The sequence below is a fragment of the Actinomadura decatromicini genome, from assembly GCF_008121305.1.
GTDB classification, from domain to species: domain Bacteria; phylum Actinomycetota; class Actinomycetes; order Streptosporangiales; family Streptosporangiaceae; genus Spirillospora; species Spirillospora syzygii.
Genome location: NZ_VSRQ01000014.1, coordinates 70,037 through 86,342 on the forward strand (window position 1 = coordinate 70,037; position 16,306 = coordinate 86,342).

At 74.5% G+C, this 16,306-nt stretch carries 15 protein-coding genes; 6 read left to right on the plus strand and 9 right to left on the minus strand.

Going from position 1 to position 16,306, the window contains the following annotated elements:
- Window positions 1–74: 74 nt before the first annotated feature.
- Window positions 75–680: an Asp23/Gls24 family envelope stress response protein gene (locus FXF68_RS43520; protein ID WP_222870337.1), complete on the plus strand. Its 606-nt coding sequence runs from the start codon at window positions 75–77 to the stop codon at window positions 678–680.
- Here FXF68_RS43520 and FXF68_RS42895 read toward each other — a convergent pair.
- The 4 genes from FXF68_RS42895 to FXF68_RS40790 form a co-directional block, all read right to left on the minus strand.
- The gene (locus FXF68_RS42895; protein ID WP_187438371.1) at window positions 659–1,252 is read right to left on the minus strand and encodes a hypothetical protein; all 594 of its coding nucleotides are present in this window, start codon (window positions 1,250–1,252) and stop codon (window positions 659–661) included. The genes FXF68_RS43520 and FXF68_RS42895 overlap by 22 nt on opposite strands.
- 48 nt (window positions 1,253–1,300) lie before the next feature.
- Complete coding sequence (gene thrS, locus FXF68_RS40780; RefSeq protein WP_246179219.1) at window positions 1,301–3,277, minus strand: threonine--tRNA ligase; 1,977 nt, start codon at window positions 3,275–3,277, stop codon at window positions 1,301–1,303.
- A gap of 292 nt (window positions 3,278–3,569) precedes the next feature.
- Window positions 3,570–5,030, minus strand: a complete 1,461-nt coding sequence (locus tag FXF68_RS40785) for a sugar porter family MFS transporter (protein ID WP_148768182.1) — start codon at window positions 5,028–5,030, stop codon at window positions 3,570–3,572.
- A gap of 87 nt (window positions 5,031–5,117) precedes the next feature.
- A complete protein-coding gene (locus FXF68_RS40790; protein WP_148768183.1) occupies window positions 5,118–5,750 on the minus strand; it encodes a class I SAM-dependent methyltransferase in 633 nt (210 codons plus the stop codon).
- 149 nt (window positions 5,751–5,899) lie between these two features.
- Between FXF68_RS40790 and FXF68_RS40795 the strand changes: the two genes are divergently transcribed.
- The gene (locus tag FXF68_RS40795; RefSeq protein ID WP_148768184.1) at window positions 5,900–7,171 is read left to right on the plus strand and encodes a sensor histidine kinase; all 1,272 of its coding nucleotides are present in this window, start codon (window positions 5,900–5,902) and stop codon (window positions 7,169–7,171) included.
- A 53-nt stretch (window positions 7,172–7,224) separates the two neighbouring features.
- A complete protein-coding gene (locus FXF68_RS40800; protein ID WP_148768185.1) occupies window positions 7,225–7,899 on the plus strand; it encodes a response regulator in 675 nt (224 codons plus the stop codon).
- A gap of 24 nt (window positions 7,900–7,923) precedes the next feature.
- Here FXF68_RS40800 and FXF68_RS40805 read toward each other — a convergent pair whose 3' ends face one another.
- Together FXF68_RS40805 and FXF68_RS40810 are read right to left on the minus strand one after the other, a co-directional pair.
- Window positions 7,924–8,877 carry a quinone oxidoreductase family protein gene (locus FXF68_RS40805; protein ID WP_148768186.1) on the minus strand — a complete coding sequence of 318 codons (954 nt, stop codon included), beginning with the start codon at window positions 8,875–8,877 and terminating at the stop codon, window positions 7,924–7,926.
- A 53-nt stretch (window positions 8,878–8,930) separates the two neighbouring features.
- Window positions 8,931–9,677 carry an SDR family oxidoreductase gene (locus FXF68_RS40810; RefSeq protein ID WP_148768187.1) on the minus strand — a complete coding sequence of 249 codons (747 nt, stop codon included), beginning with the start codon at window positions 9,675–9,677 and terminating at the stop codon, window positions 8,931–8,933.
- Window positions 9,678–9,723: 46 nt separating this feature from the next.
- On the opposite strand from FXF68_RS40810, the gene FXF68_RS40815 reads away from it, so the two are divergent.
- Together FXF68_RS40815 and FXF68_RS40820 are read left to right on the plus strand one after the other, a co-directional pair.
- Window positions 9,724–10,947, plus strand: coding sequence for an acyl-CoA dehydrogenase family protein (locus FXF68_RS40815; protein WP_148768188.1), 1,224 nt, complete (start codon window positions 9,724–9,726; stop codon window positions 10,945–10,947).
- Window positions 10,944–11,615 carry a TetR/AcrR family transcriptional regulator gene (locus FXF68_RS40820; RefSeq protein WP_148768189.1) on the plus strand — a complete coding sequence of 224 codons (672 nt, stop codon included), beginning with the start codon at window positions 10,944–10,946 and terminating at the stop codon, window positions 11,613–11,615. The genes FXF68_RS40815 and FXF68_RS40820 overlap by 4 nt, the downstream gene beginning before the upstream one ends.
- Before the next feature lie 28 nt (window positions 11,616–11,643).
- Here the strand turns inward: FXF68_RS40820 and FXF68_RS40825 are convergent, their stop codons facing one another.
- Complete coding sequence (locus FXF68_RS40825; protein ID WP_148768190.1) at window positions 11,644–12,672, minus strand: ROK family transcriptional regulator; 1,029 nt, start codon at window positions 12,670–12,672, stop codon at window positions 11,644–11,646.
- A 64-nt stretch (window positions 12,673–12,736) separates the two neighbouring features.
- Between FXF68_RS40825 and FXF68_RS40830 the strand changes: the two genes are divergently transcribed.
- Window positions 12,737–13,981, plus strand: a complete 1,245-nt coding sequence (locus FXF68_RS40830; RefSeq protein ID WP_148768191.1) for an MFS transporter — start codon at window positions 12,737–12,739, stop codon at window positions 13,979–13,981.
- A 5-nt stretch (window positions 13,982–13,986) separates the two neighbouring features.
- On the opposite strand, the gene kynU is transcribed toward FXF68_RS40830, so the two are convergent.
- Together kynU and FXF68_RS40840 are read right to left on the minus strand one after the other, a co-directional pair.
- On the minus strand, window positions 13,987–15,246 hold the full coding sequence (kynU, locus tag FXF68_RS40835) for a kynureninase (protein ID WP_148768192.1): 1,260 nt from the start codon (window positions 15,244–15,246) through the stop codon (window positions 13,987–13,989).
- Entirely contained in the window at window positions 15,243–16,304 is a 1,062-nt protein-coding gene (locus FXF68_RS40840; protein WP_246179220.1) for an amidohydrolase family protein, read from the minus strand. Before FXF68_RS40840 ends, kynU begins: the two co-directional genes overlap by 4 nt.
- Window positions 16,305–16,306: the final 2 nt, after the last annotated feature.

A 16,306-nucleotide genomic window follows, 5' to 3' on the forward strand; every position in this document is an offset into this window, starting at 1 on the left:
CTGCGGCCCCCCGCGTGGCGCAGCGCCGTTCCCTCCGCCACGATGGTCCCCCGACCGAACCGTGGGGAGCGATCATGACCGGGCTTGAGAAGGGCATTACCGGCGACGGCGAGCCGGGACCGGACACCGGCCCCCAGCCGTTCTTCCCCGGACCCAACACCCGCCAGGGAGCGGCGCCGCAGAGCGGGCCGTTGCCCGCGCCGCCCGGCGCCGTCGTCCGGCCGTTCGGCGCGCCGAAGTCCGCCGGCCCGCCGCGGGCGGGCGGGCCGGGACGGCCCGCGCCCGAGTCCAGCGCCCTGACCTCGGGGGCGAACGCGCTGCCGATGACGCTGCAGGGGTCGTCCGGCGACATCACCGCGCCGGTCGAGGGCCGCGTCACGGTCGGGGACGAGGTCATCGGCAAGATCGCCGGGATCGCGGCGCGGGAGGTCGGCGGGATCTCGGCGCTGGTCGAGCGGCCCGGAGCGGGCGGCGTCCGGGTCTCCGTGGCGGGCGAGGAGATCACGCTCGACGTCTCCGTCGCGGTCGAGTACGGCACCGTGATCCAGGACGTCGCGAAGGCCGTCCAGGCGAACGTGGCGCGGGTGACGGGGCTGATGGTCGGGATGCGGGTCGTGGCCGTCAACGTCTCGGTCGAGGACGTCCGCGTGCCGTCCGGTCACGCCGCCGCGCGCGCGTAGCAGGTCTGCATCGCGACTCCCACCGACACGGTCGTGACGGTCACCCGCCGCACGAGCCCCGGCGCGACCCCCCGGAAGTGGAAGGTGTGCGGCCCGCCGCCCTTCACGGTCGTCTGCTGGGACTGCGGCGCGTACCCCTGGAGGGCCAGTTCGGCCCGGACGGCCCCGCTGCCCGCGACGGAGATCGCGACGTCCACCCCGTCGCGGGCGGCCCGGTAGTAGGCCGTCCCGCGCGGGCACCAGCCGAGCGCGGACGACCCGTTCTGCTCGGGGATCTCCGGTCCGCCGCCCCCGCCGCCGGAGCCGCCGTTCTGGCCGCCGGGGTAGGGCGAGCCGCCGTCGCGCCGTGGGACCGCCTTCGTCGGGTCCACCTGGCCGCCCCCGCCCGGCGTCCCGCCGGTCGCCGGGGCGGACGGGCCCGCGCCCGCCGTCCCGGCGCCGCCCTTCGAGCCGTCCAGCAGCGGGAGGAGGAGGACGGCCACGGCGGCGGCCGCGAGCAGCGCCGCGCCGCCGTACCCGGCGATCCGGATCCAGAGGGTCCGGGGGCGCCGCGCCCGTCTCCTCGTCCTCATCACGCCGTCCCTCTCCCACGTGCCGGGCGGCCCGGTCGGATCCGCCGGTCAGATCTGGACGCGGGCCTCGACCGCCTTCACGATCTCCTCGACCGCGTCCGCGATCGGGACGCCGTTCTTCTGCTCGCCGCTGCGGTACCGGAACGACACGGCGTCGCCCGCCACGTCGTCGTCGCCCGCGATCAGCATGTACGGGACCTTCTGCTTCTGCGCGTTGCGGATCTTCTTCTGCATCCGGTCGGACGAGGCGTCGACCTCGACCCGGATCCCGCGCTCGCGCAGCCGCTCGGCGACCTTGCGCAGGTGCGGGACGTGCCCGTCGCCGATCGGGATGCCGACCGCCTGCACCGGCGCGAGCCACGGCGGCATGGCGCCCGCGTAGTGCTCCAGCAGCACGCCGAAGAACCGCTCGATGGAGCCGAACAGGGCGCGGTGCAGCATCATCGGGCGCTGCCTGCTGCCGTCCGACGCCTGGTACTCCAGGCCGAACCGCTCCGGCTGGTTCGGGTCGACCTGGATGGTGGAGAGCTGCCAGGTGCGTCCGATCGCGTCCTTGGCCTGGACGGAGATCTTCGGCCCGTAGAACGCCGCGCCGCCCGGGTCGGGGACGAGGTCGAGCCCGGTGGACTCGGCGGCGTCGCGGAGCGCGGCGGTGGCCTTCTCCCACATCTCGTCCGAGCCGATGAACTTGTCGGAGTCGTCGCGGGTGGACAGCTCGAGGTAGAACTCGTTCAGCCCGTAGTCGCGCAGCAGCCCGAGGACGAAGTTCAGCAGGCGCTTGATCTCGTCGCCCATCTGCTCTTCGGTGCAGTAGATGTGCGCGTCGTCCTGGGTCATGCCGCGGACGCGGGTGAGGCCGTGCACCACGCCCGACTTCTCGTACCGGTACACCGACCCGAACTCGAACAGCCGCAGCGGCAGCTCCCGGTAGGACCGGCCGCGCGCCCGGTAGATCAGGTTGTGCATCGGGCAGTTCATCGGCTTGAGGTAGTACTCGGCCCCGTCCACCTCCATGGGCGGGAAGATGTCCTCCTTGTAGGAGCCGAGGTGCCCGGAGGTCTCGAACAGGCCGCCCTTGGTGATGTGGGGGGTGTTGACGAACTCGTACCCCTCCTCCTCGTGGCGACGGCGGGAGTAGTCCTCCATGACCTTGCGGACGACGCCGCCCTTCGGGTGGAAGACGGCGAGGCCGCTGCCGATCTCGTTCGGGAACGAGAACAGGTCGAGCTCGGCGCCGAGGCGGCGGTGGTCGCGCTTCTCGGCCTCCTCCAGGAACCTCAGGTACTCGTCCTGCTTCTCCCTGGACTCCCACGCGGTGCCGTAGATGCGCTGGAGCTGCGGGTTCTTCTCGCTGCCCCGCCAGTACGCGCCGCCGGAGCGCATCAGCTTGAACGCCGGGATGACGCGGGTGGACGGCAGGTGCGGGCCGCGGCACAGGTCCTTCCAGCGCAGGTCGCCGGACTTGGCGTCGAGGTTGTCGTAGATGGTCAGCTCGCCGCCGCCCACCTCGACGCTCGCGCCCTCGGCCGCCTCCTCGGCGGCGCCCGCGCCCTTGAGGCCGATCAGCTCCAGCTTGTACGGCTCGGCGGACAGCTCGGCGCGGGCCTCGTCGTCGGAGACCGGCCGCCGGGAGAACCGCTGCCCCTGCTTGACGATCTCGCGCATCTTCTTCTCGATGCGCTTGAGGTCGTCGGGGGTGAACGGCTCGGCGACGTCGAAGTCGTAGTAGAAGCCGTTCTCCACGGGCGGGCCGATGCCGAGCCGGGCGTCGGGGAACAGCTCCTGGACGGCCTGCGCCATCACGTGCGCCGCCGAGTGCCGCATGATCGCGCGGCCGTCGGCGGAGCCGATCTCGACCGGCTCGACGGCGTCGCCGTCGCGCAGGCCCGCCGCGAGGTCGCGCAGCTCCCCGTTGACCCGGGCGGCGATCACGGTGCGGCCGTCGGCGTCCAGCGCCTGGCCCGCGGTGGTGCCCGCCGGCACCGCCCGCTCGCCCCCGTCCAAGGTGATGCGCAGCTCGGACACGGATACTCCTCGGGGTGATGGGTAGGGGTCAGCGGGTTCCGATGCTATCGACTCGGGGTGCGCGCCGGACGCATCCGGTTTCATCTGCGGCTCCTCTCGTGGCGGAGGGCCGGGGCGGCGGTCCCGGACGCCGGAAAGGGCCCCGGGATCGCTCCCGGGGCCCTTCCGCGCGTGGTCTGTCGTCCCGTGGTCAGGACATGCCGTCGCGGCGCCGGGAGTGACCCGGCGTCGTCGTCTCGAACGCGTACGGCATGCCTCCACTGTAACCGACGGGCCGCGGCCCCGCCGGGCGTCAGGCGCGGGCGCCCGGGACGGCGAGCTCGTCCATGTCCTCCAGCTCGCGCCCCTTGGTCTCGGGGACGGCCTTGATCACGAACAGGAACGCGAGGACGGAGAACACCGTGTAGATCCCGTAGGCGAGGCCGAGGGAGAACCCGGAGATCCCGGGGAACGTCGTGGTGACCACCCAGTTGGCGAGCCACTGCGCGGCGGCGGCGACGGCCAGCGCGGACGCGCGGATGAAGTTGTTGAACATCTCTCCCAGCATCACCCACACCACCGGGCCCCACGTCGCGGCGAACGAGGCGACGAACACGTTGGCCGAGACGAGCGCGACCGGCCCGGCGAGGCTCCCGAGGTGCGGCTCGCCGTCCACGATGGGGGCGGTCGCGAAGCAGATCGTCAGCAGGCCGAGCGAGACCGCCATCCCGGCGGCGCCGCCGAGCAGCAGCGGACGCCGCCCGACCCGGTCCACCAGCGCGATCGCGACCAGCGTGAACACCACGTTCACCAGCGAGTTGATCACCGAGGTCAGCATCGCGTCGTTCTCCGAGAACCCGACCGCCTGCCACAGCGACGACGAGTAGTAGAAGATCACGTTGATGCCGACGAACTGCTGGAACACCGACAGCAGGATGCCGACCCACACGATCGGCAGCAGGCCGAGCCGGGAACCGCGCAGGTCGCCGAGCCGGACCGGGCGGTCGCTGGCGATCGACCGCTCGATGTCGGCGATCTTGCCGTCCACGTCGCCGTGCCCCATCACCCGGACGAGCACCCGCCGCGCGCGCTCCCTCTGGTGCTTCTTCACGAGGTAGCGCGGGGACTCGGGGATCGACGTGGCGATGAGGGCCCACAGGACGGCGGGCACGATCGCGCTGGCGAACATCCACCGCCAGGCGCCGCCGCCCCACGGGAACGTTCCGGTGGCGCCGCCGTCCGACACGCGGGCGATCACGTAGTCGACGACGAGCGCCGCGAAGATGCCGAGGACGATCGCCATCTGCTGCAGCGAGCCGAGCCGGCCGCGCAGCGCGGCGGGCGCGATCTCGGCGATGTAGGCGGGCGCGATCACCGACGCGGCGCCGATGGCGAGGCCGCCGACCAGCCGCCAGAACGTGAGGTCCACCGGGTTGAACGCGAGCGCCGAGCCGAGCGAGCTGATCACGAACAGCGTCGAGGCGATCAGCATCACCCGGACCCGTCCGATCCGGTCGCTGATCGGCCCGGCGAACCAGGCCCCGACGGCGCAGCCGAGCAGCGCGGCGGACACGACGAACCCGACGACGAACCCGCTCAGGCCGAAGTGCTCCTTCAGCGCGTCGACCGTCCCGTTGATCACCGAGGAGTCGTAGCCGAACAGGAACCCGCCGAGCGCGGCGGCCCCGGCGAGGAGCGCGGCGGTGAAGGATGAGTGGGACGTCCCGTCCCCGTCCCGGCCGGTGTCGCGCGTCCCGCTCTCCTGATCGGTCATGGAAGCGGATCTTCCCCGGCGGCGGGACCTTATGCGAAGGACCTCATGGGCGCCTTCGCGGCGAACGCCGCGCGGCGGCGCGCGAGGTCAGTCGCGGACGGCCGTGCCGAGGACGTGCGGCGACGCCGGGTTGACCCGCGCGGGCGTCGGGAACTCGAAGCGCCGCTCGTCCCGGACGGTGAACCCGGAGCGGGCGATCAGCTCGTCCGTCGGGCGGGACACGTGGCACCCCGCGGCGATGAACGGCCACACCACGTCGGTGCAGCGCTGGACCCGCGTCTTGCCGGGCGTCCAGCCACGCACGTGCTCGTAGTAGCGCAGCTCGCCGCCCGGCCGCAGGGCGCGGCGCAGCTCCGCCAGCGCGCGGACGGGGTCCCGCACCGAGCACAGCACGAGGGACGCGACCGCCACGTCGAACGAGGCGTCGTCGACGTCGAGGTCCTCGGCGACGCCGGGCCGGACCGTCACCGGGACGGGCGCCTCCGCCGCCGCGCGTCCCGCCATGGCGCGCAGCCGCGGCTCCGGCTCGACGGCGACGACCTCGGCGACCTCCGGCGGGTAGTGCGCGAAGTTGGCCCCGTATCCGGCCCCCACCTCCAGCACCCGCCCGGACGCGCCCGCGAGCAGCTCGGCGCGGTGCGCGTCGCCGCCCGCCCTGGCGCACCCGGCGTCGAGCCTCGGGTAGAGCCGGGCGAAGATCGGATGGCTCACGTCGCTCATTCCCGCAGTCTGCGTCGCCCCGCCCGGGACCGCAAGATCACCGAAGTCCGGGCGAGCCGCCGGCCGGCGCTGATACCAGGGGGGCGGGACGGATCTCCCTCCCCGGGGGCAGGCCGGACCGGCGCGCCGCGTTCTAGGCTCGACCGCAAATGAACGACACGAACCGCCGCCCCGCCGCGGACGGCACCGCGCCCGGGGTCCGGCCCCGGCTGGTCGCCGGCGTCCGCGCCGCCCTCGTGCCCGGCCGGGACGACCCGGCGGTCACGCTGCTGCCCGGGTCCCTGGCGCTGCGGATCCCGCTGGTGGCGCTGCTGTTCGCGCTGACGGTCGGCTTCACCGCCGGGTCCATCGCCATCGCGATCGTGGGCTACCGCATGGAGCCGGGGCTCGCCTGGCCGCTCGGCGTGCTGCAGGCGACGCCGCTGATCTTCGCCGTCCGGTGGCCGCTCGCCGCGTGGCGGGTCGCAGCGGCCGGGATGTTCCTGACGGTCCTCGCCCGGCACGGGGAGGGCTTCATGCCCTGGCCGGTCACGGCGATCCTCGCCATGATCGTGATCCTCTTCTTCACCGGGGTGGGCGCCGACCGGCAGACCACGGTCGGCGTCGGCGCGGTGATGATCGTCGGGGTGCTGCTGCCCGCCGTGGTGGCCGGGATGCCCGGCTGGTTCGGGATGATCCTCGCCGGGATCGCGGCCGTCGCGCTGACGTTCGGCGACGCGGTCGGCGGGCGGCACTCGGCGATGGAGGAGCTGCGCAGGCGGGAGGAGCAGCACCGGGAGGACCTCCGCCGCCAGGCCGTGCTGGAGGAGCGCGCCCGCATCGCCCGGGAGCTGCACGACGTGGTGGCGCACCACATGTCGGTGATCGCGATGCAGGCGGAGGCCGCCCCGTACAAGATCCCCGACCTGCCGGACGCGGCCCGGCAGACGTTCGGCGTCGTCCGGGACGCGGCGCGCGAGGCGCTCACCGAGACCCGGCGCGTCGTCGGCCTGCTCCGCAGCGACGACGAGGGCGCCGAGCGGGCCCCGCAGCCCGGCCTGGAGCGGCTGGACGACCTGGTCTCCGCCGCCCGGCAGTCCGGGCTGTCGGTCGCGACGGTCGTGGTGGGGATGCCGCGTCCGCTGACCACGGGCGTCGACCTCTCGGCGTTCCGGATCGTGCAGGAGTCGCTGAGCAACGCGTCCCGGTACGCGCCGGGCGCGCGGGTGCACGTCGAGGTGAAGTACGGCGCCGAGTCGCTGACGGTGTCGGTCGTCGACGACGGGGCGGGCGGCGCGCCGGAGGGGTCGCAGGGCGGCGGGCACGGGCTCGTCGGAATGCGCGAGCGGGTGACGATGCTCGGGGGCAGCCTCGACGTGGGCCCCCTCGACGAGGCGGGCTGGCGCGTCGTCGCCGAGCTTCCCTACGGCGACCCGGACTGATCTGCCTCCCTACGGCGACCCGGACCGATCTTCCGGGGCAATAAAGTGTCCTGGTGACGATTCGGGTGCTGATCGCCGACGACCAGGTGATGATCCGCGACGGGCTCGCGGCGCTGCTGTCCTCCGATCCGGGGATCGAGGTGGTCGGGCAGGCGGGCAACGGCCGGGAGGCCGTGGAGATGGCGCGCGCGCTCGACCCGGACGTGATCGTCATGGACATCCGGATGCCGGAGATGGACGGCCTCGCCGCCACCGCCGAGCTGGTCGGCGAGCCCGCCGCCGAGGCCGACCCCGCGGTCGCAAGGCCGAAGGTGCTCGTGCTCACGACGTTCGACCTGGACGAGTACGTCTACGAGGCGCTCGGCGCGGGCGCCAGCGGCTTCCTGCTGAAGGACGCCTCGGCCGCCGACCTCGTCAGCGGCGTGCGGATCGTCGCGGCCGGGGACGCGCTGCTCGCGCCGTCCATCACCCGGCGGCTGATCGGCGACTTCGCGCGTCGGCGGCGGCACCAGCGGCCGAGCCCGCAGGCGACGGCGGGCCTCACGCCGCGCGAGCTGGACGTGCTGCGGCTGATCGCGCGCGGGCTGTCCAACGCGGAGATCGCGGCGGAGCTGGTGCTGGCCGAGCAGACGGTGAAGACCCACGTCGGGCACGTCCTCACCAAGCTGACCCTGCGCGACCGCACCCAGGCCGTCGTCTACGCCTACGAGAACGGCCTGGTGGGCTAGGGCCGGTCGGCCAGAGCCCGTCGGCTAGCGGGACGGGTCGAGGACGAGCTTGCCGGTCGTCCGGCGGGCGCGCAGGTCCTCGTGGGCGCGGCGGGCGTCGGTGAGGGCGTACTCGCCGCCCGCGACGACGCGGATCCGCCCGGTGGCGGCGAGCCCGAACAGCTCGTCCAGGGCGGTGCGCATCACGTCCCCGGGGAGCTGGAAGACGTGCGCGAGCCACATGCCCGCGATGGTGGCCGAGTGCGTCAGCAGCGTCGCCGGGCGGACGGCCGCCGGCTCCTCCCGCGACGCCATCCCGTAGAAGGCGAGGCGGCCGAAGGGGGCGAGGGCGCGCAGGCTCTGGTCGGTGACGGTCCCGCCGGTCATCTCCAGGACGACGTCGACCCGCCTCCCGCCGTTGGCGTCGACGAGGGCGTCCCTGAGGTCGGGCTCGTTCGCGTCGATCGCGACGTCCGCGCCGAGGTCGAGGGCGAGGGCCCGCTTCTCCTCGGACGAGGCGGTCGCGATGACGCGACCCGCGCCCCACGCCTTCGCGAGCTGGACGGCGAGGCTCCCCACCCCGCCCGCGGCGGCGTGCACGACCACCGACTCCCCCGCCGCCAGGTGGACGCTGCGGCGCAGCAGCACCCACGCCGACGCGCCCTGGATGATCATGCCGAGCGCGGTGACGTCGTCGATGGCGTCCGGGACGTCCCAGGCGAGCGCCTCCGGCGCGACGGCCCGCTCGGCGTAGCCGCCGGTGCCGGTGAGGGCGACGACGCGGCGGCCGTCCGCGACGCCGACGACCTCGCCGCCCGGCACCAGCGGCAGCGCGGACTCCTGGAGGTAGCTGTTCTCGGCCTGGTGGGTGTCGGCGTAGTTGACCCCGGCCCGCGAGACGTCGATGAGCAGGTGCCCCGGCCCGGCGGACGGCTCGGGCAGGTCGGCGACGGTGAGCACCTCCGGCCCCCCGAACTCGGTGATCTGGATCGCTCGCATGTCTCTCCTGTCGCTGTCGGCTCGCGTGTCGGCTCGCGTGTCGGCCGGGACTCTCAGCGGGGCCCGGGGACGCCGCGGAACCGGAACGGCTCGGACTCCCGGCCCGGCACCACGTACCACGCCTCCCCCGTGCCGTCCCCTGCGAGGACGCGCATGAACGCCTCGACGACGTCGGCCACGTCCAGGATCGGGAAGCCGGTCTCCTGGAGGTGCCCCTTCAGCGGGACGAGGATGTCGGTGTCGGCGAAGGACGGGCAGAGCGCGTTCACCCTGATCCCCTCCCCCTCGTAGGCGGGGCCGAGGGCGCGGACGAGCCCGACCACGGCCGCCTTGTTCGCGCCGTAGACGGGGTCGAACGGCGCGGCGGTGAGCCCGGCCATGCTGGCGGTCGCGACGATGTCGCCGCCGCCCCGCGCGCGCAGCGCGGGCAGCGCCGCGTGGACGCCGAACACGACGCCGTCGAGGTTGACGCCCATCGCCCGCCGGTACCCGGCGAGGTCGAACCCGTCGCCGACGCCGCCTCCCGTGGCGACGCCCGCGTTGAGGAACGCGACGTCCAGGCCGCCGAAGCGGTCGACGGCCACCGCGACGGCGGCCTCGCTGTCGGCGGGCTCGCGGACGTCGCAGCGGACGAACGCGCCGTCCAGTTCCGCCGCGAGCACTTCCCCGGCCGCGGCGTCGACGTCGGCGAGGACGACCCGCGCGCCGCCGCCCGCCAGGCGGCGGGCGACCGCCGCCCCGATGCCGTGCGCCCCGCCCGTGATCAGCGCGACCTTGCCGTCCGCCGCGAACGCGGGCATGGGGGCTCCCTCCGGAAGTAACTGACTCGTCAGTTACCCTAGCGGAATGGACTTCGGTTTGAGCGAGCGGGCCCGGGACCACCTCGGCCGCCTCCAGGACTTCATGGCCTCCCACGTCTACCCCGCCGAGCCCGTCTACGCGGCGCAGCGGGCCGAGCTGCGCACGGCGGGACGGGAGCACCACGTCCCGCGGGTCGTCGAGGACCTCAAGGCCGAGGCGCGGAAGCGGGGGCTCTGGAACCTGTTCCTCCCGGACAGCGACGACCCGGCGCACGGCCTGTCCGTCACGGACTACGCGAGCCTCGCCGAGATCACCGGCCGCTCCCCCGAACTGGCGCCCGAGGCCCTCAACTGCGCGGCGCCCGACACCGGGAACATGGAGGTGCTGCACCTGTTCGGCACGCCCGAGCAGAAGGAGAGGTGGCTGACGCCGCTGCTGAACGGCGAGATCCGCAGCGCGTTCGCGATGACCGAGCCGGACGTCGCGAGCTCCGACGCGAAGAACATCTCGACGAGCATCGCGCGCGACGGCGACCACTACGTGATCAACGGCCGGAAGTGGTGGATCACCGGCAGCGCCGACCCGCGCTGCAAGATCATGATCGTGATGGGCAAGACGGACCCGGACGGGCATCCCTACCGGCAGCAGTCGATGGTGCTCGTCCCGATGGACACGCCCGGGGTGGAGGTCGTCCGGCCGCTGCCCGTGTTCGGCTACCAGGACCAGCACGGCCACTGCGAGATCACGTTCACCGACGTCCGGGTGCCGGTGGAGAACCTCGTCGGCGAGGAGGGCGGCGGCTTCGCCATCGCGCAGGCCCGGCTCGGGCCCGGCCGCATCCACCACTGCATGCGCGCGCTCGGCGCCGCCGAGCGGGCGCTCGAGCTGATGTGCGAGCGCGCCTTGACACGCGAGGCGTTCGGCGGGCCGCTCGCCAAGCAGGGCGTGGTGCAGCAGCAGATCGCCGAGGCGCGGATGGCGATCGACCAGGCCCGCCTGCTCACGCTGCGGACCGCGTGGCTGATCGACGAGCGGGGCGCGCAGGCGGCGCGGTCGGAGGTCTCGGCGATCAAGGTGATCGCGCCGCGCGTCGCGCTGGACGTCGTCGACACCGCGATCCAGATCCACGGCGGCGCGGGCGTCAGCGACGTCACCCCGCTCGCCGCCATGTGGGCGGGCCTGCGCACGCTGCGCATCGTGGACGGGCCGGACGAGGTCCACGTCCGCTCCGTGGCCCGCGCCGAACTGGGCAAGTACACCGGGAAATGACCGACGGCGCGAGCAGAACGGCACCGGGCGCGCGGCGGCGGATGCCGCACGCCCGGCGGCGCGAGCAGCTCCTCCGGGTGGCGCTGGAGGAGTTCGGCGCGCGCGGCTACCACCTGACCCAGATGGAGCACGTGGCGGCCGCGGCCGAGGTGTCCAAGGCGCTGCTCTACCAGCACTTCGCCTCGAAGGAGGAGCTGTTCGGCGAGGTCACCGAGTCGATCGTCGCCGAGCTGACCGGACGGCTGAACGCGGCGGTGCTCGCCGAGCACGGCTCCGCCGAGGGCATCCGCGCCATGATCCGGGTGCTGTTCGACTACGCCACCGAGGAGCCCGCCGCGTGGGCCCTGCTGGTCCGGCACATCGACAAGCCGGAGGTCGGGCTGGAGCTGCGCGGGCTCCGCGACCGGCTCGGCGCCGCGTTCGCCGACCTGCTGCTGCGCCGCCGCCGCGCCGACCCGAAGCTGTCGCGGGCCGCGCTGGAGGTGAACGAGCGGCGGGCGCGGCTGCTCGTCCCGCTCATGTACGGGTCGATGCTGTCGATGGTGTCGTGGTGGCTTGAGCACCCGGACACGCCGCGCGAGCGGGCCGAGCAGATGGCGGGCGAGTTCATCTGGCTCGGCCTCGACCGGCTCCGCGCGGGCGAGCGCCTGCCGAAGCCCGGCGGCTAGCCGAACGCTCCGTCAGTCGAACGCTCCGTCAGCCGAAGACGTCGTCGCGGACGAGGTCGAGGGCGGTCAGCACCGCGCCGCGCCGGATCGTGTCGCCCTCGACCGCGCTCGCCCGCACCTCGGTGGGGGCGGGCGAGACGGCGTCGAGCCGGGCGGCGACCAGCCCGGCGAGGCGGTCGCCGCCGTCGCGGCCGATGCCGCCGCCGAGGACGACGAGACCGGGGTCCATGACGGCGACGAGCACGAACACGCTCTCGACGAGCACGTCGGCGAGCGCCTCCGGGCCGAGGTCCCGCGCGACCCCGGCCTCGACCAGGTCGCAGAAGTCCTCGCCGCCGATCTTGAGGAGGCCGACCTCGCCCGCGCCGCCGGACGCGCCGCGCCGCAGCCGCCCGTCCAGGACGATCGCGGCGCCGACGCCGTCGTCCATCCAGAGGAGCGCGAAGTCGTCGCGGCCGGCCGCCGCGCCGCCCCGGTGCTCGGCGATGGCGGCGAGGTTGACCTCGTTCTCCACGATCACCCGCGTGCCGAGCCGGTCGCGCAGCGCCGGGCCGAGGTCGGCCCGGCCGCCGGGGACGTCGCCGCCGGTGGCGAGCCCGGTGCGCGGATGGATGAGGCCCGGCGTGCCGAGGACGAGCGTGTGCGGGACGCGCCCGTCCGCCGCCTCCGAGACCGCTTCGGCGATGAACGTCACGAGGTCCGGCTCCGCCGGGAGGCGGCGGGACACGGCGCCGATCTCGTTCCCGGCGATGTCGGCGACCGTCACGTGGACCGCGTCCCGGCGCAGGTTCACGCCCGCCACGTGCGCGCGGTCCGCGACGAGGCCGTAGAGGCGGGCGTTCGGGCCGCGCCGGTTCGCGCCCGTCTCCCCCGCCACCTCGATCAGCCCGCTCGCGCGCAGCCGCTCGATCAGATCCGCCACGGTCGGCCGGGACAGCCCGGTCAGGTCGCGGAGCTGCGGCGCGGTCAGCGGGCCGCGCTCCAGCAGGAGGTCGAGCGCGAGCCGGTCGTTGATCGCGCGGGCCATCGTCGGGTCGGCGGTCTTCACGGACGCCATATTAGTCAGGGTTCCTGCCTTATACCTCTTTTCATCAGGAAGCCTTCCTGTTAGTTTCCCAGTCATGCATCTCCGTCATTCCGGGGAGACGACCCCCCGGACCCCCCGGAAGAGCCGGGAGCACCGCGCCATCGGCGTGATCTTCATCGCCCACGGAGCCGTCGCCGGGACGCTCGCCACCCGCATCCCCTGGATCCAGGACCGGCTGGACCTCTCCCCCACCGTCCTCGGCCTCGCGCTGCTGTGCCCGTCCATCGGCGCCTTCACCGGCATGCCCACCGCGAGCCGGGTGGCGCACCGGATCGGCGAGCGGCGCGCCGTCCGGCTGCTGATCGCCGCCTGGTGCGCGATCATCGCGCTCCCCGCGCTCGCGCCCGCGCCCGGCTGGCTGTTCGCCGCGATGCTGCTGTACGGCGGCGCCGCCGGGATGAGCGACGTCGTGATGAACTCGCACGCGGTCGCGGTGGAGCGGGCGATCGGACGCCCGGTCATGTCCGGGCTGCACGGGCTGTGGTGCGTCGGCAGCCTCGCGGCGGGCGGCGTCGGGATCCTCGCCGCGCACCACGGGGTGGACGCCCGGCTGCACCTAGGGCTGGTGGCCGCCGTGCTGCTCGGCGTCGGCGTCGCGGGCGGACGCGGGCTGCTCCCCGACCGTCCCGCCGCCGGCGTCCCCGCGCCCCGCCGGTTCGCGTTGCCGAACCGGGCGGTCCTCGCCATCGGGCTCGTCGGGTTCTGCGGGACGTTCGCCGAGGGCGCCAGCGCCGACTGGACCGCCGTCTACCTCACCGAGGTCACCGACGCGGGGCCCGGCCTCGCCGCCGCGAGCTTCACGATCTTCATGACCTGCATGGCGGCGACGCGCCTCGCCGGGGACCGGCTGGTGCGGCGGTTCGGCGCGCCGAAGGTCGTCCGCTGCGGGGGCGGGGTCGCCGTGCTCGGCGGCGTCCTGGTCGTGGCGGCGCGCGCGCCGTGGACCGCGATCACCGGGTTCGCGCTGATCGGCGTCGGGGTCGCGACGGTCGTCCCGCTGGTGTTCGCGGCGGCGGCCGACCGGGGCGCGACGCCCGGCGAGGGTGTGGCGGGCGTCGCGACGATCACCTACCTGTCCGGGCTGACCGCCCCCGCCGTCACCGGCTGGACGGCGGGCACCCTCTCCTACCCGGCGGCCTTCGCCATGATCACCTGCATCGTCGCGGTGATGACGGTGTCGGCGGGCGCGCTCCGCCCCCGTCCGTCCGGCGAGGCCGGGGCACCGGGCGCCCGGCCCGTACCGAGCGAGAGTCCCGCGCTGACCACACAGGACTGCTGACGCCCCTACCGCTCGACGAGGTCGGCGAGGGCCTCGGCGGCGCGGTGGCAGTCGTGGAAGGTGCAGTACAGCGGGACGGGCGCCAGGCGCACGATGTCGGGTTCGCGGGCGTCCGCGATCACGCCGTGCGCCTCCGCGAGCCGCCGCGTCAGGCCGCCCGCGTCCGGGACCCGCAGCGAGAGCTGGGCGCCGCGCGCGGCCGGGTCGGACGGGGTGACGACCTCGGCTCCGGCGACGGGCGCGAGGCGGGACGCCAGGTAGCCGGTGAGGCGCTCGCTCTTGGCGCGCAGCGCGTCCATCCCGACCCGGTCGAAGATCTCCAGCGACGCCAGCACCGGGGCGAGCGCCAGGATCGGCGGGTTGGAGAGCTGCCAGGCGTCGGCGGACGCGGTCGGCGCGATGTCCGGGTCCATCCGGAACCGGACGGACGGGTCCGTGCCCCACCAGCCCGACAGCTTCGGCACGGAGGCGTCCCGGACGTGCCGCTCGTGCACGAAGCATCCGGCGACCGCGCCCGGCCCGCTGTTCAGGTATTTGTAGGTGCACCAGGCGGCGAAGTCGACGTCCCAGTCGTGCAGGCGCAGCGGGACGTTCCCGGCCGCGTGCGCGAGGTCCCAGCCGACCACGGCCCCGGCGGCGCGGCCCGCCTTGGTGATCGCCGGGATGTCCATGAGCTGGCCGGTCAGGTAGTTGACGCCGCCGAGCAGGACGAGCGCGACCGTCCCGCCCTCGCGTTCGAGGTAGGCGAGGACGTCCTCGGTGCGCAGGACGTCCTCGCCGGGGCGGGGCCGCAGCCGGACGACCGTCCCGGCCGGGTCGAGCCCGTGGTGGACGGCCTGGCTCGCGACCGCGTACGAGTCGGACGGGAACGCCGCGTCCTCGATCACGATCCGCGTCCGCGACCCGGCGGGGCGGTAGAAGCTCGCCATCAGCAGGTGCAGGTTCACCGTCAGCGAGTTCATCGCGACGACCTCGTGCGGCAGCGCCCCGACGAGCCGGGCGGCGGGCTCGCGGAGCAGCTCGTGGTACGCCACCCACGGGCGGCGGCCCTGGGTGTGCGCCTCGACGGCGAGCCGCGCCCAGTCGTCCAGCTCCTCGCGGAGCAGGTCGGCGGCGCGGCGCGGCTGGAGGCCGAGGGAGTTCCCGGCGAAGTACGCCGCCTCCGGGTGCGGGCCGCCGGGCGCGGGCGGGACGTGGAACTCGCCGCGCAGCGTCGGCAGCGGGTCGGCCGCGTCGAGCCGCCGCGCCTCCTCTTCGAGACTCACTGCACCGATCCTTCGGTCGTCACGAGGTCGTGGGCCGGGGCGAAGAACGCGTCGGCGTTGCCGCCGAGCAGGAGGGCGCGTTCGGAGTCGTCCAGGCCGGGGCAGGCGCGGATCGCGGCGCCGGGCTCCTGCTCGCCGAGCGGGAACGGGTAGTCGGTGCCGAGCATGACGCGCTCGGGGCCCATGACGTCCACGAGGAGGCGGAGGGCGCGCGGGTCGAACACGGCGGAGTCGACGGAGAACCGGTCCACGTACTCCGACGGCGGGCGCGGCGAGTCGGCGCGGACGAGGTCGCGCCGCCGCCAGGCGTTGTCGGCGCGGCCGAGCAGGAACGCGAAGCTGCCGCCGCCGTGGCAGAAGCACAGCCGCAGCGACTCCGGGATCCGCTCGAACGCGCCGGACAGCATCAGCCCGAGGATGCTGAGCTGCGTCTCGGCGGGCATCCCGCACAGCCACGGCAGCATGTGGCCGCGCATCCGGGACGCGCCGAGCATGTCCCACGGGTGGGCGAGCACGGGCAGCCCGAGCCCGGCGCAGTGCGCGAGGAACGCGACGATCCCCTCGTCGTCGAGGTTGCGGTCGCCGACGTGGTTGCCGATGTGGACGCCGCGGTGCCCGTCCGCCGCCGCCCGCGTCGCGACCTCGCAGGCGAGCGCCGGGTCCTGGAGCGGGACCTGGCAGAGCGGCAGCAGCCGGTCGGGCTCGGCGGCGCAGAACGCGAGGATGCGGTCGTTGACGAGGTCGCACCAGTCGGCGGCGCGGGACGGCTCCGCCGCGTACCCGAACATCAGCGGCGTGGACGACACGGCCTGCGCGTCGACGCCCGCCGCGTCCATGTCGGCGACGCGGCGCGCCGGGTCCCAGAGCGCCTCGCCGACCGGGCGGTACTCGTCGTCGCCGCTCATCATCATCCCGGCGCCGCCGCCGTCGACGCGCAGCCACGGCTCGCCCGCCCCCGCCAGCATCCGGCCCTCGTCCCGGCCGATCGGCGGGAAGACGTGCGCGTGGACGTCGAAGACCCGCCCGCCGGCCGCGCCCCCGGTCAGGCCCCCAGTCACGC

What these genes read in the sequence shown, in the direction of transcription:
- FXF68_RS43520 (WP_222870337.1), top strand. Translation starts at nt 75, where the DNA reads ATGACCGGGCTTGAGAAGGGCATTACCGGCGACGGCGAGCCGGGACCG.
- FXF68_RS42895 (WP_187438371.1), bottom strand. Translation starts at nt 1,252, where the DNA reads ATGAGGACGAGGAGACGGGCGCGGCGCCCCCGGACCCTCTGGATCCGG.
- FXF68_RS40785 (WP_148768182.1), bottom strand. Translation starts at nt 5,030, where the DNA reads ATGACCGATCAGGAGAGCGGGACGCGCGACACCGGCCGGGACGGGGAC.
- FXF68_RS40790 (WP_148768183.1), bottom strand. Translation starts at nt 5,750, where the DNA reads ATGAGCGACGTGAGCCATCCGATCTTCGCCCGGCTCTACCCGAGGCTC.
- FXF68_RS40795 (WP_148768184.1), top strand. Translation starts at nt 5,900, where the DNA reads ATGAACGACACGAACCGCCGCCCCGCCGCGGACGGCACCGCGCCCGGG.
- FXF68_RS40805 (WP_148768186.1), bottom strand. Translation starts at nt 8,877, where the DNA reads ATGCGAGCGATCCAGATCACCGAGTTCGGGGGGCCGGAGGTGCTCACC.
- FXF68_RS40810 (WP_148768187.1), bottom strand. Translation starts at nt 9,677, where the DNA reads ATGCCCGCGTTCGCGGCGGACGGCAAGGTCGCGCTGATCACGGGCGGG.
- FXF68_RS40815 (WP_148768188.1), top strand. Translation starts at nt 9,724, where the DNA reads ATGGACTTCGGTTTGAGCGAGCGGGCCCGGGACCACCTCGGCCGCCTC.
- FXF68_RS40820 (WP_148768189.1), top strand. Translation starts at nt 10,944, where the DNA reads ATGACCGACGGCGCGAGCAGAACGGCACCGGGCGCGCGGCGGCGGATG.
- FXF68_RS40825 (WP_148768190.1), bottom strand. Translation starts at nt 12,672, where the DNA reads ATGGCGTCCGTGAAGACCGCCGACCCGACGATGGCCCGCGCGATCAAC.
- FXF68_RS40830 (WP_148768191.1), top strand. Translation starts at nt 12,737, where the DNA reads ATGCATCTCCGTCATTCCGGGGAGACGACCCCCCGGACCCCCCGGAAG.